The organism is Enterobacter cloacae complex sp. 2024EL-00711 (assembly GCF_047529885.1).
Lineage (GTDB): Bacteria > Pseudomonadota > Gammaproteobacteria > Enterobacterales > Enterobacteriaceae > Enterobacter > Enterobacter ludwigii.
In genome coordinates this window covers 121,886-144,535 of sequence record NZ_JBLIZC010000003.1, presented here as the reverse complement: position 1 = coordinate 144,535, position 22,650 = coordinate 121,886, and the positions used below count along the sequence as shown (strand labels likewise).

The window sequence follows — 22,650 nt, the reverse complement described above, 5'->3', positions numbered from 1 at the left end:
CGTCTTCCGGCTCAGCAGAGCTTGAGCTGTTGCAACAGGGTTTTCAGCTGCGCCTTACGCGGCTCATCCAGTGGCGACGCGGGCGGCAGCACGTATGTGGAGATCGGGCGGCCGCACAGCACAATCGCCTCTTTAATGACGTTCACAAACGGCGTATCAAGCTGATACATCTGCGGTATTTGCAGCAGGGTCTGGTGGTATTCTGCCGCCTTCGCCACCTCCTGGTCACGCCAGGCCTTCAGCAGATTCACCGACACCTGCGGAGCAAAGTTACCGCTGGCCGAGATCGCGCCATCGCCCCCCAGCAGCAGCGTATTAAACAGATGATCGTCATAGCCGCACAGCACCGTGAAGTGCGGATGGGCAGATTTGACGGTGTGGATCATGCTGCGCAGATGGGCGACGGAATCGATCGTGTCTTTGATGCCGACAATATTGCTCCGCGAGTCGGCCAGGGTTTTGACCAGCGCCGGAGTCAGATCCTGCCCGGTCAGCGCCGGGAAGTTATACAGCATTACCGGCAGCGTGACGCTGTCTGCCACCTGTTCGAAATAGCGGATCAGATTCGCTTCTGACACTTTCCAGTAGTACGGGTTGATCACCACGATCCCGTCGGCGCCGGCCTGCTGCGCATGCTGGCTCAGTTCAAGGGTTTCCCGGGCGTTGGTGCCACCGGTGCCAATCAGCACCGGCACCCGGCGATCGACATGATCGATAGCAAACCGGGCAATGGTTTTACGCTCTTCGGCGTTTAGCTGGGAGAACTCGCCGCCGCTGCCCAAAAAGAACAGGCCATCGACGCCTGCGGCGATCAGGTCGTCGATCAACGCGGCGGTGCCGTGTTTATCAAGCTGTCCATCGGCGGTAAAGAGGGTGGAGACAGGGGGAATGATTCCCGTGAACAACGCGGTCTGCGGCATGAGATCTCCTTGCTGAATTATTTTGTTCTACATTATAGAACAGCGTTCATTAATTTAACGATCATACTATGACGCAGAAAAAGCGCAGGTAAATGGGAGGCGATGAGGGAGTGCGGAAAATATAAGCTGGATCACATAATGACGGACTGCGGCCTGATGCTTTCACCCTCTCCCACCGGGAGAGGGAACGTTTTACCCTTCTTTAACGCTAACAGGGCTTACCCCACCAGCATTTTCACCACCACTTTACGCACCTTCGCAGGCGCGCCCACCGCGCACAGCGGTTTGTGCACTTCACCCGGATAGAACACCACAAAATCACCTTCACTTAACACAACCGTTTTCTCCTGCCCGCCCTCGGGCAAAAACGCGATGTCTTTATCCGCCAGCCAGTCGGTGTCCGGCGTACCGTGCGGCAGGGTACTGAAGGTCATCCCCTCCTGGCCTTTCATGATTATCTGAATATCCAGATAGCGGGCGTGATACTCAGCGCGGCGCTCGGCAAACGGCTGGGTCATATCTTCAGACACCAGATAAAACAGGCTGTTGCCGTCGATGTCGTGTTTGCCGCAGGGGGTAGCATCGGTAACGTGCGCCTTGACGTACTCGATAGCCTGACGCAGTTCTTCAGGCAGCCAGGACTGCAAATGATGGATGTTGCCAGCGATCATAAATAAACCCTCAATATAAAACAGCGTTTCATTTTAATCTTTTATACGAGAATTCAGACTGTCCTACCACCGCTTTTTCGATGAGTTTTGCGCGAGCGCATGTTTATCGGGAAATGTGTTACTCCACTGTTAATCGCTCACAGGCATTTATGCAGTCTTTATGCATAACCTCAGCCCTCCGCTTTCAGGCCGTGATGCTAACTTACTGATCGTATACGCTTCATAGCAAAACTCTCTGTGACTTCACACTTTATCATTTTGGTAATTTGCTATTAAATCCCATAATTATTTATTGATTTTTCTTAAGTCAAAAATAGTTAATGGATAATAGTGCATAGTCATTCTGCGCGCCGTTTAATTATCATTAAAATCAATACCATAACTAAATATGTCAAAACATTAAATTCTACAAAATAATAACAACTCCAAATAATGCCAACGGATCCTGCTTAGCTATTCACCCGCAAATATAATCAAATTAATCATTATCTGATACGAATCATGCAAATGAAAACAAACTCCTTAATAGCCATTTTCACGTGAGCGACGTCACAATATTCATTATTTAAGCGCCTACTATAAATCTCGAAATCAATTGAGCTTAGCCGCCATGTAAATAAAGACATCACATGGCGCATGCCCTTTTTATTCTGAAAAACAGTTAAAGGAATAATTATGGAAAAGCATTACGTCGGTTCTGAAATTGGTCAATTGCGTAGCGTTATGCTGCACCGCCCAAATTTAAGTCTGAAACGTTTAACGCCATCGAACTGCCAGGAGCTGCTATTCGATGATGTGCTCTCGGTTGAGCGGGCGGGTGAAGAGCATGACATCTTCGCTAACACCCTGCGCGAACAGGGTGTGGAAGTCCTGCTGTTGACCGACCTTCTCACGCAAACGCTTGATATTGCGGAGGCCAAAACCTGGCTGCTGGAGACGCAAATCTCTGACTATCGCCTCGGGCCAACCTTTGCCGGCGACGTGCGCGGCTGGCTGGCAGATATGCCACACCGCGAACTGGCACGCAGATTAAGCGGCGGATTAACCTACGGTGAAATTCCGGCGGCCTTTAAAAATATGGTGGTGGATACCCACACGGCAAATGATTTTATTATGAAGCCACTGCCTAACCATTTATTTACCCGCGATACCTCGTGCTGGATTTATAACGGCGTGTCAATTAACCCGATGGCCAAAGCGGCCCGCCAGCGTGAAACCAATAATCTCCGGGCCATATATCGCTGGCACCCTGCATTTGCCGATGGCGATTTTATTAAGTATTTCGGCGATGAAAACATTAATTACGACCACGCCACGTTAGAGGGCGGCGACGTATTAGTTATTGGCCGCGGCGCAGTGTTAATCGGCATGTCTGAACGCACCACGCCGCAGGGCGTTGAGTTCCTCGCCAATAGCCTGTTCAAACACCGCCAGGCCGAGCGCGTCATCGCTGTGGAACTGCCAAAACACCGCTCCTGCATGCACCTCGATACCGTCATGACCCACATCGACGTGGACACCTTCTCCGTCTACCCGGAAGTGGTGCGCAAAGACGCTCAGTGCTGGACGCTCACCCCGGACGGCCGCGGTGGCCTGCTGCGCACCCAGGAAACGGATCTGCTGCACGCCATTGAAAAAGCGCTCGGCATTAATCAGGTACGCCTGATCACCACCGGCGGCGACGCCTTTGAAGCCGAACGCGAACAGTGGAATGACGCGAATAACGTGCTGACCATCCGCCCGGGCGTGGTGATTGGCTACGAACGTAACGTCTGGACCAACGAGAAATATGACAAAGCGGGTATCACCGTGCTGCCTATCCCGGGTGACGAACTGGGACGCGGCCGCGGCGGCGCGCGCTGCATGAGCTGCCCACTGGAACGCGACGGAATTTAAAGGAGCCATCATGGAACGAAAACCCACTCTGGTTGTGGCGCTTGGCGGTAACGCATTGCTGAAACGCGGCGAGCCGCTGGAAGCGGAGATCCAGCGCCAGAACATCGAGCTAGCGGCACGCACCATCGCCGGGCTGACGGAACAGTGGCGCGTGGTACTGGTTCACGGCAACGGGCCGCAGGTTGGGCTGCTGGCGCTGCAAAACAGCGCGTACGACAAAGTCACGCCCTACCCGCTGGACATCCTCGGTGCCGAAAGTCAGGGAATGATCGGCTACATGCTCCAGCAGGCGCTGAAAAACAATCTGCCCCAGCGTGAGGTGAGCGTCCTGCTCACCCAGGTGGAAGTGGACGCCGCCGATCCGGCGTTTACCAACCCGACCAAATACATCGGCCCGGTCTACAGCGAAGCCCAGGCAAAAACGCTGCAGGCGGAGAAAGGCTGGGTGTTCAAGGCCGACGGCAGCTATTTCCGCCGGGTGGTTCCCTCTCCACAGCCGAAACGCATCGTTGAGAGCGACGCCATCACGGCACTGATACAGCGCGATCACCTGGTGATCTGCAACGGCGGCGGCGGCGTGCCGGTGGTGGAAAACGCCAATGGGTATCACGGCATTGAAGCGGTGATCGACAAAGACCTCTCTGCCGCCCTGCTGGCGCGCCAGATTGAAGCCGATGCCCTGCTGATCCTGACCGATGCCGACGCGGTGTACCTCGACTGGGGCAAACCAACCCAGCGTCCGCTGGCACAGGTCACGCCGGAACTGCTCAGGGGCATGCAGTTTGACGCCGGTTCGATGGGGCCGAAAGTGGCCGCCTGCCGCGAGTTTGTCGAGGCCTGCAACGGCATCGCCGGGATCGGCGCGCTGGCCGACGGGGCAGACATTCTGGCGGGCGAGAAAGGCACGTTGATTCGCCACTGAACCGTATTTTCCCCTCACCTTCCCTCTCTCCCTGTGGGCGAGGGTCGGGGTGAGGGCACCAGACAACACCATTTTAAAAGGGACGACCCAATGACCATCAATCTGAAAAACCGTAATTTCCTCAAACTGCTGGACTACACCCCGGCAGAAATCCAGTACCTGATCGACCTGGCCATCGAACTCAAAGCCGCCAAAAAAGCCGGACGTGAAAAACAAACCCTGGTCGGGAAAAACATCGCCCTGATTTTTGAAAAAACGTCCACGCGCACCCGCTGCGCCTTTGAAGTCGGTGCCTTTGACCAGGGCGCACAGGTGACCTACCTCGGCCCAAGCGGCTCGCAGATTGGCCACAAGGAGTCGATGAAAGACACCGCCCGCGTGCTAGGGCGGATGTACGACGGCATCGAGTATCGCGGCTACGGCCAGGCCATCGTGGAAGAGCTGGGCGAGTATGCGGGCGTGCCGGTGTGGAACGGCCTGACCGACGAGTTTCACCCCACGCAGATCCTCGCCGACCTGATGACCATGCTGGAGCATGCTCCGGGCAAAACCCTGCCGGATCTGAGCTTTGCCTACCTTGGCGACGCGCGGAACAACATGGGCAACTCCCTGATGGTCGGTGCCGCCAAAATGGGGATGGATATCCGCCTCGTCGCACCGAAATCGTTCTGGCCGGAAGCCGGGCTGGTTGAGCAGTGCCGCGCCATCGCCAAAGAGACCGGCGCACGCATCACGCTCACCGACGACGTGGAGGAAGGCGTACACGGTGCCGATTTCCTCTACACCGACGTGTGGGTCTCGATGGGCGAGCCGAAAGAGGCCTGGGCCGAGCGCGTCAGCCTGATGAAGCCTTACCAGATTAACGCCCAGGTGATGAAAGCCACCGGCAACCCGAACGTCAAGTTCATGCACTGCCTGCCGGCGTTCCACAACGAACACACCAAAGTCGGCCGTGAAATCGAGATGGCCTACGGTCTGAAAGGGCTGGAGGTGACGGAAGAGGTCTTCGAATCACCGAACTCAATCGTCTTTGACGAAGCAGAGAACCGCATGCACACCATTAAAGCGGTCATGGTGGCGACACTCGGCGACTAATCACCGCCCGGCGCGCCACAGGGTGCGCCGGGTACAGGAGAACATCATGGGCAAGTTCAAGTTTCCCTCCGCTTACACCATTCTCTTTTTTCTGATTGCCGTTGTGGCGGCACTGAGCTGGGTCGTGCCTGCCGGTCAGTATCAGATGGCAATGAATGAAACCCTCGGTAAAGAAGTGCCGATTGCCGGAACGTACGCGCACGTGGCGGCGCATCCGCAGGGGCTGGTTTCCGTACTGATGGCCCCCATTGCCGGGCTGTACGATCCCGTTTCCGGCCAGGCCGGGGCGATCGACGTCGCGCTGTTTATCCTGATCATCGGGGGATTTCTCGGGATCGTCACCAAAACCGGGGCGATCGACGCCGGGATCGAGCGCGTAACCACCCGCCTTCGCGGACGTGAAGAGTGGATGATCCCGATCCTGATGGCGCTGTTCGCGGCTGGCGGCACCATTTACGGCATGGCCGAAGAGTCCCTGCCCTTTTATACCCTGCTGGTCCCGGTGATGCTGGCCGCCCGTTTCGATCCGGTTGTCGCTGCATCCACCGTGCTGCTCGGGGCGGGGATCGGCACGCTCGGCTCCACCATCAACCCGTTTGCCACGGTGATCGCCGCTAACGCCGCCGGGATCCCGTTTACCAACGGTATCGCCCTGCGCGTGGCGCTGCTGGTGATCGGCTGGATCATTTGCGTGGCATGGGTGATGCGCTATGCCCGTAAAGTGCGGCTGGATCCGTCATGCTCTATCGTCGCAGACAAGCAGGAAGAGAACCTCGCCCACTTCCTCGGCAATAAAGGCGAGCAGTCGCTGGAATTTACCCCGGTGCGCAAAATTATTCTGCTGATCTTCGCCCTCGCCTTCGCGGTGATGATCTACGGCGTAGCGGTGCTGGGCTGGTGGATGGCGGAGATCTCGGCGGTATTTTTGGCCAGCGCCATTATCGTCGGGCTGATTGCCCGCATGAGCGAAGAGGAGCTGACCTCGACGTTTATCAACGGCGCGCGAGATTTGCTGGGCGTCGCGCTGATTATCGGCATTGCGCGCGGTATCGTAGTCATTATGGATAAGGGCATGATTACCCACACCATTTTGCACAGCGCGGAAGGGCTGGTCAGCGGGTTGTCCACGGTGGCGTTTATCAACGTGATGTACTGGCTTGAGGTCGTGCTGTCGTTTCTTGTGCCTTCTTCGTCCGGCCTGGCCGTTCTGACGATGCCGATCATGGCACCCCTTGCTGATTTCGCTAACGTCAACCGCGACCTGGTGGTTACGGCTTACCAGTCGGCCTCCGGCATCGTTAACCTGGTCACGCCGACCTCAGCGGTTGTGATGGGCGGTCTGGCGATTGCCCGTGTGCCTTACGTGCGTTACCTGAAATGGGTTGCGCCGCTGCTGGCGATCCTGACGGTGGTGATTATGGTGGCGTTAAGCCTGGGTGCCTTGTTGTAATTTGCCGGCTGGCACTGCGCCTGTCCGGCCTACGGACCGGTGCGGTGCCACCGGTTATGTCGGGAACTGATATGGGAAATATGATGGATTACGAAGACTGCTCTCCCAGAGAACAACTGCAGCTAACGGTGTGCCAGCAGCTGATCGCCGAAAAGAGTTATCTCTCCCAGGAAGAAATCCGCCGCGATTTGCAGGAGAGAGGGTTTGACAGCATCAGCCAGTCGACCGTTTCGCGTCTGCTGAAATTGCTCGGTGTCATAAAAATTCGAAATGCCAAAGGGCTAAAGATTTATTCGTTGAATCCTCAGTTGCGCCCTGCCCCCGATGCCGCGCGTACCGTTTCCGAAATGGTGGTGAGCGTGGAGCATAATAGCGAATTTATCCTTGTTCATACCGTGGCCGGATATGGCCGTGCGGTGGCGCGAATTCTGGATTATCACCAGTTACCGGAAATTTTAGGTGTGGTTGCCGGAAGCAGTATCGTCTGGGTCGCTCCCCGGGTGGTGAAGCGTACTGCGCTGGTGCATAAACAAATTAATTATTTACTCAGAACGAATTAATATTCATAAAGAACCGTTTGCATTGAGTAAAGTGTGCATTAAACCCCTTGATCCGAAAATCGAGCTGCGTATAATGCCCGACAATTTGCCGGGAGGAAGCATGGTCAAGCGTGTACGACATAACGTCTTACCGCGTCTGAAATCAGACGCTGGCCTGCCGTTTTTCTTCCCATTGCACAATCTATTCCCAGAGCCCCTCATTTGAGGGGCTTTTTTTTGCCCGGCGTCAGGAGATAAACATGAATCCGCTTTATCAAAAACACATCATTTCCATAAACGACCTCAGCCGCGAAGAGCTGGAACTGGTTCTGGAAACCGCGGCAAAACTGAAGGCAAATCCGCAACCGGAACTGCTGAAGCACAAGGTGATTGCGAGCTGCTTCTTCGAAGCGTCGACCCGCACCCGCCTCTCCTTCGAAACCTCCATGCACCGCCTCGGCGCGAGCGTGGTGGGTTTTTCAGACAGCAGCAACACCTCGCTGGGTAAAAAAGGCGAAACGCTGGCGGATACCATTTCAGTTATCAGTACCTACGTTGACGCGATTGTGATGCGCCACCCGCAGGAAGGCGCGGCGCGTCTGGCGACCGAATTTTCCGGCGGTATTCCGGTGCTGAACGCCGGAGACGGGGCCAACCAGCATCCGACACAGACCCTGCTGGATCTGTTCACCATTCAGGAAACGCAGGGCCGTCTGGAAAACCTGAACATCGCCATGGTGGGTGACCTGAAATATGGCCGCACCGTTCACTCGCTGACCCAGGCGCTGGCGAAATTTAACGGCAACCACTTCTTCTTCATCGCGCCGGACGCGCTGGCAATGCCGCAGTACATCCTCGACATGCTGGACGAAAAAGGGATCCCGTGGAGTCTGCATGCCAGCATCGAAGAGGTGATGGGCAACGTCGATATTCTGTATATGACCCGCGTGCAAAAAGAGCGTCTGGATCCGTCTGAATACGCCAACGTGAAGGCACAGTTTGTGCTGCGCGCCAGCGACCTCGACGGCGCACGCGAGAATATGAAGGTGCTGCACCCGCTGCCACGTATCGATGAGATCACCACCGATGTGGATAAAACGCCGCACGCCTGGTACTTCCAGCAGGCCGGAAACGGCATCTTCGCCCGCCAGGCGTTACTGGCACTGGTTCTGAATCGCGAATTGGCTCTGTAAGGGGAAACGACAATGACACACGATAACAAACTCCAGGTTGAAGCCATCAAACGTGGCACCGTGATTGACCACATCCCTGCCCAGATCGGCTTTAAGCTGCTGACGCTGTTCAAGCTGACCGAAACCGACCAGCGCATCACCATCGGCCTGAACCTGCCGTCGGGTGAAATGGGCCGCAAAGACCTGATCAAGATTGAAAACACCTTCCTGACCGACGAGCAGGTTAACCAGCTCTCTCTGTACGCGCCGGATGCCACCGTGAACCGCATCGACGAGTACGAAGTGGTCGGTAAATCCCGTCCTAATCTGCCGGATCGCATTGAAAATGTGCTGGTCTGCCCGAACAGCAACTGCATCAGTCATGCTGAGCCGGTTTCGTCCAGTTTTGCAGTGAAAAAACGTGCCGATGACATCGCACTCAAATGCAAATACTGCGAAAAAGAGTTTTCTCATTATGTGGTGCTGGCCAACTAATTGAGGTTGGTAAAGGATCCCGGCCTCCCTATAATGGCCGGGAACATTTAATCAGCTGTTATTCTGGAGAAATCATGACCAAAGTACTCGCGACGGAAAATGCACCAGCGGCTATCGGCCCATACGTTCAGGGCGTTGATCTGGGTAGCATGATTATTACCTCTGGCCAGATCCCGGTGAACCCAAAAACGGGTGAAGTGCCAGAAGACGTGGCGGCGCAGGCGCGTCAGTCGCTGGAAAACGTACAGGCTATCGTGGAGTCTGCGGGTCTGAAAGTGGGCGATATCGTGAAAACCACCGTGTTCGTGAAAGATCTGAACGATTTCGCGACCGTTAACGCCACGTACGAAGCGTTCTTCACTGAGCACAACGCCACTTTCCCTGCACGCTCCTGTGTGGAAGTTGCGCGTCTGCCTAAAGACGTGAAAATTGAAATCGAAGCGATCGCCGTACGTCGCTAAGTTTCAGTCAGGGGCAGCCGACGCTGCCTTTGTGCCCGGCAGGCAACGCGCTACCGGGCGTTTTACTACTGATTCCGCGTCGCCCGTAGCAGCGTTTCCAGCGGATACACCGCCGCAATCACCACTTCATCCTGTATTTTCGCCGCGTTATCCAGCTCGCCCTGAATAGAGGCAATCTCGTTGTCATCCAGCGTCCCCTGACGCGCCACCAGATCCGTCAGCCGCAGGCCAATCGAGGCCAGCTTATCCACCTCCTGAATAACCGGTTTAATCGCCTTCAGTGCGTAGCTGTTTTCACTTAATGCCAGCGCATCGCTGGTGTTACTTTGCCAGCGGTTGAAGACGTGGCGCAGCGCGTCGGCGCTTTCCGTGTCTTCCGCGTCGCTGACCAGGCGGTCAGCCCATTTGTTCATCTGGCGCACCGTGGCACTTTCGGCGTTGAGCGCATCAGCAAACCGGTTGAGCGGTTCGAACTGATGGTAATTTCCGGCCTGGAACTTAAGATGCTGACGGGTGTAATACTGCGCCGGCTCGATTGCCTGCGCGAGGATTTGCAGCGGAAGGGTATCGGCGTTATTCGCCAGACGCGTGAACTGCACCTGCTGCTGAGTATGCTGCTGCAGCCCGACCGAGACCGTCGACCAGCTGTCCATCGCCTGCAGGCGGGTGTACATATTGTCGACATCGTTAACGTCCTGCGCGGACCATAACCGCTCCGCCACCGCAAAGGTGCGCGGCCACAGGCGGATATCCAGCACCGGTGCGACCACGTTTTCCGCCCACAGCGCGGCTTCCCCGCCGAGCAGGTTGACCTGATGAGCGGCGTCCGGTACCACCGGCGGGATGCCTTTGGGGATATCGTCCAGGCGCTTGCCGTCAATGGGATAGCGGGCATTGCCCACCAGGAAATAGCCGCTCAGCTTATCGTTGTCCACCGACACCACCGGGCGCGTTTCGCCCATCCAGGTATCGACGGTAAACGTCACCTGATTGTCGTCGCGCCACGCAATATCCTGTACCGCACGACGGGATTTCCCGGCGAAATCAATAAATCCACGCCAGCCGGAATCCCCTTTCACCAGGGTGAAACTCCCCTTCACCGGCTTGCCTTTCAGACGCGGCATGGTGAATGACCAGCTTTGAGCGCTGTCGGTGTCGCCAATCACATCCTCGCCGTTTAACCCCTGCGGCACAATTTCATTGCGGTAGTGATAGGCGGTGGGCTGGGGCTGATCGAGGTAAAAGCCGGTCGAGAGAATGCCTTTATAGCCCTTCTGCGCCACCTGCCCCAGCGCGTCCTGCCCTTGCCAGGACTGGATCAAGATGCTTTTTGGCAGATCAGGATGAGCAATTTCATCCCAGCCCACCATCTGCCGGTGGTGTTTTTCGAGGATATTTTCCAGCTTGCGGTTGAAATAGGCCTGCAGGGCGTGGCTGTCTGCCAGTGTGTTGTCGCGCATAAACTGCTGAATGGCAGCGTTCGCTTTCCACTGGCTGTCATCCACCTCATCGCCACCGATATGCAGATACGGATCGGGGAAGATCGCCGCCAGTTCACTGACCATCGCCTCCGCAAACTGATAGGTCGCCGCTTTTGTCGGATCCAGGACCGGTTTCAGCACGCCCCAGTGGCGTTCCATCACATACGGTCCCGGGGCGCTCATCAGTTCCGGGTAGGCCACGGCAATCGCCGAGGCGTGGCCCGGCATGTCGATCTCCGGCACCACGCGGATGCCGCGTTCGGTGGCATAGCGCACAACGTCGCGCATCTGTTCCGGCGTATAAAACAGCCCGTCGCTGGCGAGTTGCGTGAGCTTTGGATAGCGTGTCGAGCTGAAGCGCCAGCCCTGATCGTCGGTCAAATGCCAGTGCAGCACGTTGAGTTTTGCCGCCGCCATACCGTCAATCTGCCGCTTGATATCCGGCAGCGGGATAAAGTGTCGTGCCGAGTCAAGCAGCAGCCCACGCCACGGGAAACGGGGGGAATCCTCGATAGTGACCCACGGCAGAGAGGTGTTTTCCGCCCCGTTTTGTATCAGCTGGAGCAGGGTTTCCATGGCGCGCAGCGCGCCAAAACGGGTGTTGGCGGTGATATCCACGCCACTGGCATCGACCGTGAGCGTATAGCCCTCATCGCTGTCCGGCAGCGGCTGCGGCTTCACTTTTTTGGTAATAGCAATGCGGATGGTGGGCTTGTCCGGTTTAACGGCCTGCGGTTGTAGCGTCCAGCCGGTTTGCAGGGCGATGCGCTGGCGCAGACGGTTGACCGCGTCGCCGAGGTCGTCTCCGGTAACGCTGACGGAAAGGGTGTTGTTGAGTACCAGTGCGCCCTGCGTCGCGGGACGTTCAACCTTCGCAGGCCAGGGCATCAGGGGAAGGTCGCCTGCCGGAGCGGCAAACGCTGACGCGCCGAGCATCAGCCCGGCGGTTAAGAGACTGTACCGTAACATGAATGTTCCTTATCTGACGGGCCAAATAAAGGCAAAACATTCAGTTAACATGCGCTCATTTTGTCGTCAAGCGAATGCGCTGACGGAGATCACAGGTTGTTGAATTTGGGAGGAAACGTACCCCTCTCCCGTGCCGGGAGAGGGGGGAAATCACTGCCACCCATACCGACGGCTATAGAAGCCTTTGACCATCTGCGTCAGCACCATATAGCCCGCGAGGATCGCCACCAGCCACGGGAAGTAGCTCAGCGGCAGCGCCTGCAGCTGGAGGTAGCTGGCCAGCGGCGAGAACGGCAGTGCAATGCCGAGCGCCATCACGATACCGGTCATGACAATCAGCGGCCACGCGGCCCGGCTCTGGATGAACGGGATGCGACGCGTACGGATCATATGCACAATCAGCGTTTGCGACAGCAGCCCTACCACGAACCAGCCGGACTGGAACAGCGTCTGGTGTTCCGGCGTGTTGGCATGGAACACAAACCACATCAGGCAGAAGGTCAGAATGTCGAAGATGGAGCTGATCGGGCCAAAGAACAGCATAAAGCGCCCCAGATCGGACGGATTCCAGCGCTGCGGCTTCTGGATCTGCTCGTCGTCCACGTTATCAAACGGGATGGCGACCTGAGAGACATCGTACATCAGGTTCTGGATCAGCAGGTGCAGCGGCAGCATCGGCAGGAACGGCAGAAACGCACTCGCCACCAGCACGCTGAAAACGTTACCGAAGTTGGAACTGGCGGTCATCTTGATGTACTTCAGCATGTTGGCGAAGGTGCGACGTCCCTCGATAACGCCCTCCTCCAGCACCATCAGGCTCTTTTCCAGCAGAATGATATCCGCCGCTTCACGGGCAATGTCCACCGCACCGTCTACAGAGATACCAATATCCGCCGCACGCAGGGCGGGCGCATCGTTAATGCCGTCGCCCATAAAGCCCACCACATGCCCTTCGCGACGCAGCAGGGTGACAATGCGCTCCTTGTGCATGGGTGTCAGCCGGGCGAACAGCGTGGTGCGCTGCGCAAGCGTCGCCAGCGCATCATCGGAGAGGGGCTCAATATCACTTCCCACAACGACGTCACCCGCATCCAGCCCCACTTCATGACACACTTTGGCGGCCACCAGCTCGCTGTCGCCGGTAAGGATTTTCACGGTGATGCCGCTGGCCTTTAACGCTTTCAGCGCAGGCGCGGTGGTCTCTTTCGGCGGATCGAGGAATGCGATATAACCCTCGAGGATCAGATCGGATTCGTCGATACGCTGATAGTCCCCTTCGCGTGCAGGCAGGAATTTGCTCGCCACCGCCACCACGCGCAGCCCCTGACGGTTCAGGTTATCGGTGACGCGCTTGATACGGCGCAGCATGGTTTCATCCAGCGGCACAATGTCGCCGTTATAGCGCACCTGGGTTGAGACATTGAGGATCTCCTGCAATGCGCCTTTGCAGATCAGCTGATGCACGTCCGGATGCTCGCTCACCACCACCGACATGCGGCGGCGCTCGAAGTCGAACGGGATCTCATCCACTTTCTGCCAGCGCCCGGAGAGCGTGCGGGCAGATTCTTCATCCACGCCTTCGAGCACGGCGACGTCGAGCAGGTTTTTCAGCCCGGTCTGGTAGTGGCTGTTCAGCCAGGCGCTGTGCAGCACGCGATCGCTGGTTTTACCGGCGATATCGGTGTGGTTCTCCAGCACAATTTTGTCCTGGGTCAGCGTGCCGGTTTTATCGGTGCAGAGAATGTCCATCGCGCCAAAGTTTTGAATGGCATCCAGGTGTTTGACGATCACTTTCTGTTTTGACAGTTTGACCGCCCCGCGCGCCAGCGTGGAGGTGACAATCATCGGCAGCATTTCAGGCGTTAACCCTACGGCGACGGAGAGCGCAAACAGCGCCGCTTCCCACCAGTCGCCCTTGGTATAGCCGTTGATCAGCAGCACAATCGGCGTCATCACCATCATAAAGCGGATCAGCAGCATGCTGACGCGGCCAATCCCCTTCTGGAAGGCATTCGGTTCGCTCTCCTGCTCGCTCACGCGCCCGGCTAACTGTCCAAACCAGGTGTTGCCGCCGGTAGCGATGACCATTGCCTGCGCCGTGCCGCTGACCACCGTAGTGCCCATAAAGCAGAGGGTGTCACACTCGAGCGGGTTCATCTGCTGCGGGTCGCGGGTGCGCGCCACTTTTTCTACCGGCAGAGATTCGCCGGTCAGCGAGGCCTGCGCCACGAACAGATCCCGCGCCTGAAGAATACGTAAATCCGCGGGGATCATGTCGCCGGCCGCCAGCTTCACCAGATCGCCCGGCACCAGCTGGTCGATAGGCAGCTCAACCCAGGCGTTCTCCCCGAGATCGTTAATGACGCGCGAGACGGTTGCGGTGTTGCTTACCATCGCTTTCAGGGCGTCTGCCGCGCGGGTAGAGCGGGCCTCCTGAATAAAGTTCAGCAGCGTGGAGATCCCCACCATCAGGGCGATAACCCCGGCGGCAAACAGATCTTCGGTGGCATAGGAGATAATGCCAAGCACGGTCAGCAGCAGGTTGAACGGGTTACGGTAGCAAGTCCACAGATGCACCCACCACGGCGCCGGTTTTTGCGCTGGAATTTGGTTATCGCCATGCACGGCACGGATTTTTTCCACTTCCGCCGCGTTCAGCCCCTCCGGATGCCCGCCAAAGGCACGCCAGACTTCGTTTTCATCCATCGCCGCCACGTTCAGGCAGCGTTGGCTCAGGGAAGCAGGGATCGCTGCAGAGGCCATATTTTTGGCATTTGGCAGCGGGTCGCGCTGAACAAGACGATGTGGCAGGTGGCGGCTCAGCATCGCCTGCAGCTGCCGGGTGATATTTTTAAACATAGTCATTCCCCCGCGCCCGCAAACGCGGACACAGTATTTCCTGCAGGCGTGGCAAGGCCGTACCTGACAGGCACTTAATGTTTTAAGCAGGAACGTGCAGGACGTTGCTGCCTCACATACCGGTGAGACAGCACAAAGGCTGGCTTACCGGAAAGAAAGAACGCTCCCGTTCAGGAGAAGCGTGGGATCGGGATCCATGTCACCTCCGGTAAGTAAAAAAGTAAGGTGCCGCCGCGCAGTATAAGGATTTAACCGTACCGTTTGCGGCGATTCGGGCGGTATTATACTCCCCCGCAAATAAACCGAACGTAAACCAGACTTTGCCCATAGCGAAAACACGCTATAGCATTAGGCTCTACTGACCACGTTGTCATTGTTACAGGGAATACAGCATGCAGAACCGCCTTACGATAAAAGACATCGCGCGTTTAAGCGGCGTGGGGAAATCCACCGTATCGCGCGTGCTCAACAATGAGAGCGGTGTCAGCGAACGCACCCGCGAGCGCGTCGAGGCGGTAATGAATCAGCACGGTTTTTCCCCTTCCCGCTCTGCGCGCGCCATGCGCGGGCAAAGTGACAAAGTGGTTGCCATTATCGTCTCGCGTCTGGATTCCCTGTCCGAGAACCTCGCCGTTCAGACCATGCTGCCCGCCTTTTATGAGCAGGGCTACGACCCAATCATGATGGAGAGCCAGTTCTCCACGCAGCTGGTTGAAGAGCATCTGGGTATGCTCCAGCGGCGCAACATTGACGGCGTGGTGTTGTTCGGATTTACCGGCATCAAAGAGGAGATGCTGAAGCCCTGGCAGGCGTCGATGGTGATGCTGGCGCGCGATGCCCACGGTTTTGCCTCCGTCTGTTACGACGATGAGGGGGCGATTATTACCCTGATGCAGCGTCTGTACGATAAAGGCCATCGCCATATCAGCTACCTCGGCGTACCGCATGCGGACGTTACCACCGGCAAGCGGCGTCACGAGGCCTACCTGACCTTCTGTAAACAGCACAACCTTTCCGCCGTTGCGTCTCTGCCGGGTCTGGGAATGAAACAGGGCTACGAGCAGGTCGCCAGCGTGCTGACCCCGCAGACCACGGCGCTGGTGTGCGCCACCGATACCCTGGCGCTGGGCGCGAGTAAATATCTTCAGGAGCAACGCATAGAAGGGCTGCAGATCGCGAGCGTAGGCAGTACGCCGCTGATGAAGTTTCTGCACCCGGAGATTATCACCGTCGATCCGGGCTACGCCGAGTCAGGCAGGCAGGCCGCGGCACAGCTGATTGAGCAAATTAACGGACGTGCTGAGCCGCGTCAGATCGTGATTCCCGCCCACCTTTCATAACCCTCGTTTATCAGTTTATTGTGATCTTCGCCCAATTTCGGGAACGTTCCCATTTTCGCCGTCACGCTGAAGGAGTAGGCTTGCGCTCAGGTCATTACCCCCCTCACCATCGGTCATGAGGTTTCATGATGAGTAAAGTCAAACAAGAAGATATCGACCAGTTGATTGTCCTGGTAGGCGGCCGTGAAAACATCGCGACCGTCAGCCATTGCATTACCCGCCTGCGCTTCGTGCTGAACGATCCGGCCAAAGCCGATCCGAAAGCCATTGAAGCGCTTTCCATGGTCAAAGGCTGCTTTACCAACGCCGGTCAGTTCCAGGTCGTCATCGGTACCGAAGTGGGCGATTACTATCAGGCTCTGCTGGCGACAACCGGGCACAGTTCAGCCGACAAAGAGCAAGCCAAGAAAGCTGCACGCCAGAATATGAAATGGCACGAGCAGTTAATTTCCCACTTCGCGGAGATTTTCTTCCCACTGCTCCCGGCGCTGATCAGCGGCGGTCTGATTCTGGGCTTCCGCAACGTTATCGGTGATGTGCCGATGAGCGACGGCAAAACCCTGGCGCAGATGTACCCGGCGCTGAAAACCGTTTACGACTTCCTGTGGCTGATTGGCGAAGCGATCTTCTTCTATCTGCCGGTCGGGATTTGCTGGTCAGCGGTGCGCAAAATGGGCGGCACGCCGATTTTGGGTATCGTGCTGGGCGTCACGCTGGTCTCTCCGCAGTTAATGAACGCTTACTTACTTGGTCAGCAGGTGCCTGAGGTGTGGAACTTCGGTCTGTTCACCATCGCGAAAGTGGGCTATCAGGCGCAGGTGATCCCAGCCTTGCTGGCCGGTCTGACGCTGGGCTTTATTGAAACGCGCCTGAAACGCATCGTACCGGATTACCTCTATCTGGTGGTGGTGCCGGTCTGCTCCCTTATTCTGGCCGTCTTCCTCGCCCATGCGTTTATCGGTCCGTTTGGCCGCATGATTGGCGACGGCGTTGCCTTCGCGGTACGTCACCTGATGACCGGCAGCTTCGCGCCGATTGGTGCCATGCTGTTTGGCTTCCTGTACGCCCCGCTGGTGATCACCGGCGTGCACCAGACCACGCTGGCGATTGATATGCAGATGATTCAGAGCCTGGGCGGTACGCCGGTCTGGCCTATCATCGCGCTGTCTAACATTGCGCAGGCCTCGGCGGTCACGGGCATTATCCTGGTCAGCCGCAAGCATAACGAGCGTGAGATTTCTGTTCCGGCCGCCATCTCCGCCTACCTCGGCGTCACCGAACCGGCGATGTACGGTATCAACCTGAAATACCGCTTCCCGATGCTGTGCGCGATGATCGGCTCCGGTCTGGCAGGCCTGGTATGCGGTCTGTACGGTGTGATGGCGAACGGGATCGGTGTCGGCGGTCTGCCTGGTATTCTCTCCATCCAGCCCGCTTTCTGGCAGGTGTTTTCCCTGGCGATGGTCATCGCGATTGTCGTTCCAATGGCTCTCACCACCGTGGTTTACCAGCGTAAGTACCGTCAGGGCGCGCTGCAGATTGTTTAACTTCATCTTTCGGGGCGCAGTTGCGCCCCTTCGCATTTGCAGGAACGCATTATGAATACCCTTCCTCACTGGTGGCAGAACGGCGTTATCTACCAGATCTATCCAAAGAGTTTTCAGGACACGACGGGCTGCGGTACCGGCGATTTACGCGGCGTCACGCAGCGGCTGGACTACCTGCAAACCCTCGGCATCGACGCCATCTGGCTGACGCCGTTTTATATTTCCCCGCAGGTAGATAACGGATACGACGTGGCGAATTACACCGCCATCGACCCGGCCTACGGCACGCTGGATGATTTTGACGAGCTGGTCGCGCAGGCCCATCAACGCGGCATTCGTATCGTGCTGGATATGGTGTTCAATCACACCTCAACGCAGCACGCCTGGTTCCGGGAATCGCTGAATAAAGAGAGCCCGTATCGCCAGTTCTACATCTGGCGCGACGGTACGCCGGAACAACTGCCCAATAACTGGCGCTCCAAATTTGGCGGCAATGCCTGGCGCTGGCACGCCGAGAGCGAGCAGTACTATCTGCACCTGTTCGCCCCCGAGCAGGCGGACCTCAACTGGGAAAACCCGCAGGTGCGCGCCGAGCTGAAAAAGGTATGCGAGTTCTGGGCCGACCGTGGCGTGGACGGTTTACGCCTCGATGTGATTAACCTGATTTCCAAAGACCAGGATTTCCCGGATGACGCCGTGGGCGATGGCCGTCGCTTCTATACCGACGGACCGCGCATTCATGAGTATCTTCAGGAGATGAGCCGCGACGTCTTTACCCCGCGAAACCTGATGACGGTAGGCGAGATGTCGTCGACCTCGCTGGAAAACTGTCAGCAATACGCCTCTCTCGACGGGCGCGAGCTGTCGATGACCTTCAACTTCCACCATCTGAAAGTGGATTACCCCGGCGGCGAAAAGTGGACCCTGGCCAGGCCGGACTTCGTGGCGCTGAAAACCCTCTTCCGCCACTGGCAGCAGGGCATGCACAACAAAGCCTGGAACGCGCTGTTCTGGTGTAACCACGATCAGCCGCGCATTGTGTCGCGCTTTGGCGATGAAGGGGAGTACCGTCCCCACGCCGCGAAAATGCTCGGCATGGTGCTGCACGGAATGCAGGGCACCCCGTATATTTACCAGGGCGAAGAGCTGGGTATGACCAACCCGCACTTCAGCCGTATTACCGATTACCGCGACGTTGAAAGCCTTAATATGTTCGCTGAACTGCGGGCCAACGGTCGCGCCCCTGAAGAATTGCTGGCTATTCTGGCGAGTAAATCCCGCGATAATGGCCGCACGCCAATGCAGTGGGATGCCACACACAGTGCGGGCTTTACCGAGGGTGAGCCGTGGATTGGCGTTTGCGACAACTATGAGACGGTCAATGCCCGTGCGGCGCTGGACGATACTGATTCGGTGTTTTACACCTACCAGACGCTGATTCGCCTGCGTAAAACCCTGCCGGTGCTGACGTGGGGAGATTATGAAGATCTGCTGCCCGACCACCCTTCCCTGTGGTGCTATCGCCGGCGGTCGCAGGGCCAGACGCTGATGGTGGTGGCAAACCTGAGCCGTGAGCGCCAGCAATGGGTTCCCGCGTCAGTACAGGGAGCCTGGCGGGTCGCACTGAGCAACTATGCGGATGCTCCCCCTCAGCCCGACAACCTGCTGTTGCGCCCGTTTGAAGCCATCTGGTGGATACAGGAATAACCCTCAAGAGATACAGCCAGCTGTATCTCTTTTTTTATGTTTAGCGATACGCTAAATGTACGACGATAACTTTTACTTCACGGTGTGCCAAAATAAGAATAGCCCTGCCATTTAAATAACCTCGGCAGGACATTATGAAAAAGACAATTATTAAAGCAACATGTATTAGCGCATTATTATTAAGTACCCAGGGATGGTGCGGAAATACCTCCGTCGATCTTCGCTTTGGTCATAATACGCGCTCAGACGTAAATGATTCACGTATTAAAGTGATGCATCAGGCTGATAACGGTTTTTACTTCTCCGTCGAAGCGGCGCAAAACCATAACGATACGTTCTTTGGTGATACCGACCGATATAATCCGGACGAAAAAGGGTTAACGGAGGCAGCACAGGAAATCGAAACGCGCTGGCGTTTTGATCTGGGAAATGGGTTCGCCATCGCGCCAGGGATGGTGACCGTCTTTACCGCCAGCAATACGCATTACCGCCCCTTCATCCAGGGCTGGAAAACGTTCGATAACGGCCTGAACCTGTCTGCCCGCTACCGCTATAACACCGTTAACGACGCGCACAGTGACAAACGCCTGGACGGTAGCGGCTACACCCGCCGCGAGTCACACCAGTTCGACCTGTGGTTCGCGTACAACATCGGGAAATTCGGCATGTCCTATAACCCGCGCTTCCGCTGGCAGGATAATGTCGATCAGGGAACCGGGGATGATACCTACTGGGAGCACACCGTAGCGTTCAACTACAAGCTCGACGACGGCTGGACGCCTTACGTCGAACTGGTATCGCTGGATAAAACCTACCTTACTCAGGATGGTAATCATGAAAATGATTACGCCATTCGTCTGGGTATCGTGAAACAGCTCTGACAGCCTGCCTACTCCGTATCGTGCTGCAGAAGCCTGCAGCCGATACGATCGACGGCGCTTAACAGGTCCAGCTGCCCCTCTCGCTGGTATAACGAGACGGCATTCATATCAATCGACAACGGCCAGCACAGAGTCGAAAGCCCGGCCAGCGTCGAACCCTGACGGGTAATCGCAATAATCTTTAGCCCTTTACGCAGCGCGTTACGCGCCATTTCAATCAGCGACTGCGTCTCCCCGGATTTACTGATCAACACCAGCGTGCCCTTCGATACCCGGGTCAACTGGTGCATATCATTCAGAATCAGGTGCGGCAGGCTCGCCAGTGACAAAAAACGCGACAGGTAGTTGAGGCTGGTGAGAGACGCCCCGCGTGCATATAAATAGATATGGCTGGAATGGGTCAGTAACCGGGACACGTCCACCACGATATCGTCTGCCTGCGGCCCCATCGCAGGCTCGGCAGGGACAGACGTAAAATGGTCGCGTAAAAACCGATAGCGAAGCTCGGTATAACTTTTATAGCCCATTTTCTTACAGACACGATTAACCGAGGTGGTTGTTGTAAAAGTATCACGCGCAATCTCTTTTGCCGATATATCAGAAATATTGCGCGCGTGGTGCTGGATGTATTCAAATATCAACCGTTCACTTCCCTGAAATGAATTCATTTATTACGTCCTGTTAAAACCTAACAGGATATTAGCAGAATAGCGAAATAGTCTCTGGAAGGCGCTTCACATATTGCAACATAGCGTATGACGATACGTAATTAGTATTAGCAAACCTTAAACACTGTTTTAAGTTCTCTTTATACTTTCGCTATTTTCACACCCAGGGAATTATTACAATGATGAATCAAAAAATTATCGCTGTAACGGCTTGTCCTACAGGGATCGCGCACACGTTTATGGCGGCAAGTAAAATTATTGCATGGGCAAAAGAGCATAATATTGAGGTCAAGGTCGAAACGCAGGGCAGCGACGGCGTAAAAAACAGATTAACGAAACAGGATATTGCCTCCGCCACGGCCATTATTCTTGCAACCGACGTTCCCATTCAGGATGCAGAACGTTTTGAACACGTTCCTCACCTTCAGATCCGCACGCAAGAGCTGATTAAAAATACCGACCGCTACCTGCGTCAGGCGCTGGCCATGCAGAAAAACGTCACCACTGTGGCGGACGAAGACGCCATTCAGCGTTCGGCTTACCAGATTTTTATCGGCCATATCATGGCGGCCATCAGCTATATGTTACCGGTCGTGGTAATGGGCGGCCTGATGATGGCGACGGCCAAAATTACCGGGCAGTTTATTAACATTGAGCATTCGCCGTTCAGCGTGCTGGATAAAATGGGCTTTATGACCATCAAGTTCATGTACCCGATCTTTGCGATGTATCTGGCCTTTTCCATTGCCGGTAAACCGGCGCTGATCCCCGGACTGATCGGCGGCATCATGTCAGATGAGGTCTACAAACGCTTTTTTGATATTGAAGGCTTTATGTCCTCCGGCTTTTTCGGCGCAATTGGCATCGGCTTTTTTGTCGGCTATCTGGTGCGCTGGCTGAATGATGCCATTCACGTCCGACAGCAGCTTACCACCCTAAAAACCATGCTGGTCGTTCCGCTGATCACCGGTATTACGCTGGTGATGGTAATGGAATATCTGATCAACCCGATTTTTGGTTCGCTTAACCAGCTGATGGTGGTCTTTTTTACCTCGGCGGGTGATACCGGACGCGGCTTCTATTCGGCCATGATCGCCGCGGGTACCGCGTTCGATCTCGGCGGCCCGGTCAACAAGGCGGCAGGATCGGTCGCGCTCGGCCTGAACGGCATGAGCGAGACATTTGATTTAACCGCCCGCGAGCTCTCCATCGTGATTCCTTCTATTGGGGTAGGCCTCGCCGCGTTCCTCAATGGGCGTTTTGGCCTGCCGGACGTGTTCAGCCGTGAAGAGAAAACCGTTGGCAGCACTTCGTTATTGCTGGGTTTTATCGGTATTTCAGAAGGCGCTATCCCGTTCATCCTGAAAAACCCACGTCTGATCCCCGTGTTTATGACAGGAGCCGTCTCGGGTGCGCTGGTGGCGATTGCCCTCGGCGTGAAGCAGACGTTGCCCCTGCCGGCTATCTGGGGCTGGCCGCTGGCGACCAATGTGGTCGGGTACCTGGCAAGCGTCTTTATTGGCGCACTGATTTGCGCCCTGGGCGTGCTTTATCTCAGCCCAAAGAACGCCAGATAA

Annotated in this window: 19 protein-coding genes and 1 pseudogene; 14 read left to right on the top strand and 6 right to left on the bottom strand. The window is 56.3% G+C overall.

Annotation, left to right across the window (positions count from 1 at the left end; all coding sequences use genetic code 11):
* Positions 1-11: 11 nt before the first annotated feature.
* Positions 12-920, bottom strand: a complete 909-nt coding sequence (yagE, locus tag ACMVME_RS10665; RefSeq protein ID WP_068795275.1) for a 2-keto-3-deoxygluconate aldolase — start codon at positions 918-920, stop codon at positions 12-14.
* A gap of 218 nt (positions 921-1,138) precedes the next feature.
* Positions 1,139-1,591, bottom strand: a complete 453-nt coding sequence (locus ACMVME_RS10660; RefSeq protein ID WP_014168409.1) for a YhcH/YjgK/YiaL family protein — start codon at positions 1,589-1,591, stop codon at positions 1,139-1,141.
* Positions 1,592-2,266: 675 nt separating this feature from the next.
* On the opposite strand from ACMVME_RS10660, the gene arcA reads away from it, so the two are divergent.
* From arcA to ACMVME_RS10635, 5 genes are all read left to right on the top strand, one after another.
* Entirely contained in the window at positions 2,267-3,487 is a 1,221-nt protein-coding gene (gene arcA / locus ACMVME_RS10655) for an arginine deiminase (RefSeq protein ID WP_020885388.1), read from the top strand.
* A 10-nt stretch (positions 3,488-3,497) separates the two neighbouring features.
* Complete coding sequence (gene arcC, locus ACMVME_RS10650; RefSeq protein ID WP_014168407.1) at positions 3,498-4,409, top strand: carbamate kinase; 912 nt, start codon at positions 3,498-3,500, stop codon at positions 4,407-4,409.
* 90 nt (positions 4,410-4,499) lie between these two features.
* A complete protein-coding gene (gene argF / locus ACMVME_RS10645) occupies positions 4,500-5,504 on the top strand; it encodes an ornithine carbamoyltransferase (protein ID WP_020885389.1) in 1,005 nt (334 codons plus the stop codon).
* A 46-nt stretch (positions 5,505-5,550) separates the two neighbouring features.
* Entirely contained in the window at positions 5,551-6,954 is a 1,404-nt protein-coding gene (locus ACMVME_RS10640; RefSeq protein ID WP_020885390.1) for a YfcC family protein, read from the top strand.
* An 80-nt stretch (positions 6,955-7,034) separates the two neighbouring features.
* The gene (locus tag ACMVME_RS10635) at positions 7,035-7,514 is read left to right on the top strand and encodes an arginine repressor (protein ID WP_025205741.1); all 480 of its coding nucleotides are present in this window, start codon (positions 7,035-7,037) and stop codon (positions 7,512-7,514) included.
* Positions 7,515-7,517: 3 nt separating this feature from the next.
* Here ACMVME_RS10635 and ACMVME_RS10630 read toward each other — a convergent pair.
* Positions 7,518-7,635, bottom strand: a pseudogene (locus ACMVME_RS10630) (hypothetical protein).
* On the opposite strand from ACMVME_RS10630, the gene ACMVME_RS10625 reads away from it, so the two are divergent.
* The 4 genes from ACMVME_RS10625 to ridA all read left to right on the top strand — a co-directional run bounded on the left by ACMVME_RS10625 (position 7,615) and on the right by ridA (position 9,621).
* Positions 7,615-7,719, top strand: a complete 105-nt coding sequence (locus tag ACMVME_RS10625; RefSeq protein ID WP_168769597.1) for a pyrBI operon leader peptide — start codon at positions 7,615-7,617, stop codon at positions 7,717-7,719. The pseudogene ACMVME_RS10630 and the gene ACMVME_RS10625 overlap by 21 nt on opposite strands.
* 34 nt (positions 7,720-7,753) lie before the next feature.
* On the top strand, positions 7,754-8,686 hold the full coding sequence (gene pyrB, locus ACMVME_RS10620; RefSeq protein ID WP_014168402.1) for an aspartate carbamoyltransferase: 933 nt from the start codon (positions 7,754-7,756) through the stop codon (positions 8,684-8,686).
* A gap of 12 nt (positions 8,687-8,698) precedes the next feature.
* Positions 8,699-9,160 carry an aspartate carbamoyltransferase regulatory subunit gene (pyrI, locus tag ACMVME_RS10615; protein WP_025205744.1) on the top strand — a complete coding sequence of 154 codons (462 nt, stop codon included), beginning with the start codon at positions 8,699-8,701 and terminating at the stop codon, positions 9,158-9,160.
* A gap of 74 nt (positions 9,161-9,234) precedes the next feature.
* Positions 9,235-9,621, top strand: a complete 387-nt coding sequence (ridA, locus tag ACMVME_RS10610) for a 2-iminobutanoate/2-iminopropanoate deaminase (protein WP_014168399.1) — start codon at positions 9,235-9,237, stop codon at positions 9,619-9,621.
* A 65-nt stretch (positions 9,622-9,686) separates the two neighbouring features.
* Here the strand turns inward: ridA and ACMVME_RS10605 are convergent, their stop codons facing one another.
* Both ACMVME_RS10605 and mgtA read right to left on the bottom strand, forming a co-directional pair.
* Complete coding sequence (locus ACMVME_RS10605; RefSeq protein ID WP_068795276.1) at positions 9,687-12,071, bottom strand: beta-N-acetylhexosaminidase; 2,385 nt, start codon at positions 12,069-12,071, stop codon at positions 9,687-9,689.
* 150 nt (positions 12,072-12,221) lie between these two features.
* Complete coding sequence (gene mgtA / locus ACMVME_RS10600; RefSeq protein ID WP_020885394.1) at positions 12,222-14,930, bottom strand: magnesium-translocating P-type ATPase; 2,709 nt, start codon at positions 14,928-14,930, stop codon at positions 12,222-12,224.
* Between the two features lie 392 nt (positions 14,931-15,322).
* Here mgtA and treR point away from each other — a divergent pair, with 392 nt between their 5' ends.
* The 4 genes from treR (at position 15,323) to ACMVME_RS10580 (ending at position 20,405) form a co-directional block, all read left to right on the top strand.
* Positions 15,323-16,270: a trehalose operon repressor TreR gene (gene treR / locus ACMVME_RS10595; protein WP_014168396.1), complete on the top strand. Its 948-nt coding sequence runs from the start codon at positions 15,323-15,325 to the stop codon at positions 16,268-16,270.
* A gap of 128 nt (positions 16,271-16,398) precedes the next feature.
* Positions 16,399-17,817 carry a PTS trehalose transporter subunit IIBC gene (gene treB / locus ACMVME_RS10590; RefSeq protein ID WP_025205752.1) on the top strand — a complete coding sequence of 473 codons (1,419 nt, stop codon included), beginning with the start codon at positions 16,399-16,401 and terminating at the stop codon, positions 17,815-17,817.
* Between the two features lie 51 nt (positions 17,818-17,868).
* Positions 17,869-19,524 (top strand): alpha,alpha-phosphotrehalase, encoded by a 1,656-nt coding sequence (treC, locus tag ACMVME_RS10585; protein ID WP_020885396.1) that lies wholly within the window; start codon positions 17,869-17,871, stop codon positions 19,522-19,524.
* 134 nt (positions 19,525-19,658) lie between these two features.
* Positions 19,659-20,405 (top strand): oligogalacturonate-specific porin KdgM family protein, encoded by a 747-nt coding sequence (locus ACMVME_RS10580; RefSeq protein WP_032679522.1) that lies wholly within the window; start codon positions 19,659-19,661, stop codon positions 20,403-20,405.
* An 8-nt stretch (positions 20,406-20,413) separates the two neighbouring features.
* Here the strand turns inward: ACMVME_RS10580 and ACMVME_RS10575 are convergent, their stop codons facing one another.
* The gene (locus ACMVME_RS10575; protein WP_014168392.1) at positions 20,414-21,073 is read right to left on the bottom strand and encodes a MurR/RpiR family transcriptional regulator; all 660 of its coding nucleotides are present in this window, start codon (positions 21,071-21,073) and stop codon (positions 20,414-20,416) included.
* A 179-nt stretch (positions 21,074-21,252) separates the two neighbouring features.
* Between ACMVME_RS10575 and ACMVME_RS10570 the strand changes: the two genes are divergently transcribed.
* Complete coding sequence (locus tag ACMVME_RS10570) at positions 21,253-22,650, top strand: PTS fructose transporter subunit IIC (protein WP_074439262.1); 1,398 nt, start codon at positions 21,253-21,255, stop codon at positions 22,648-22,650.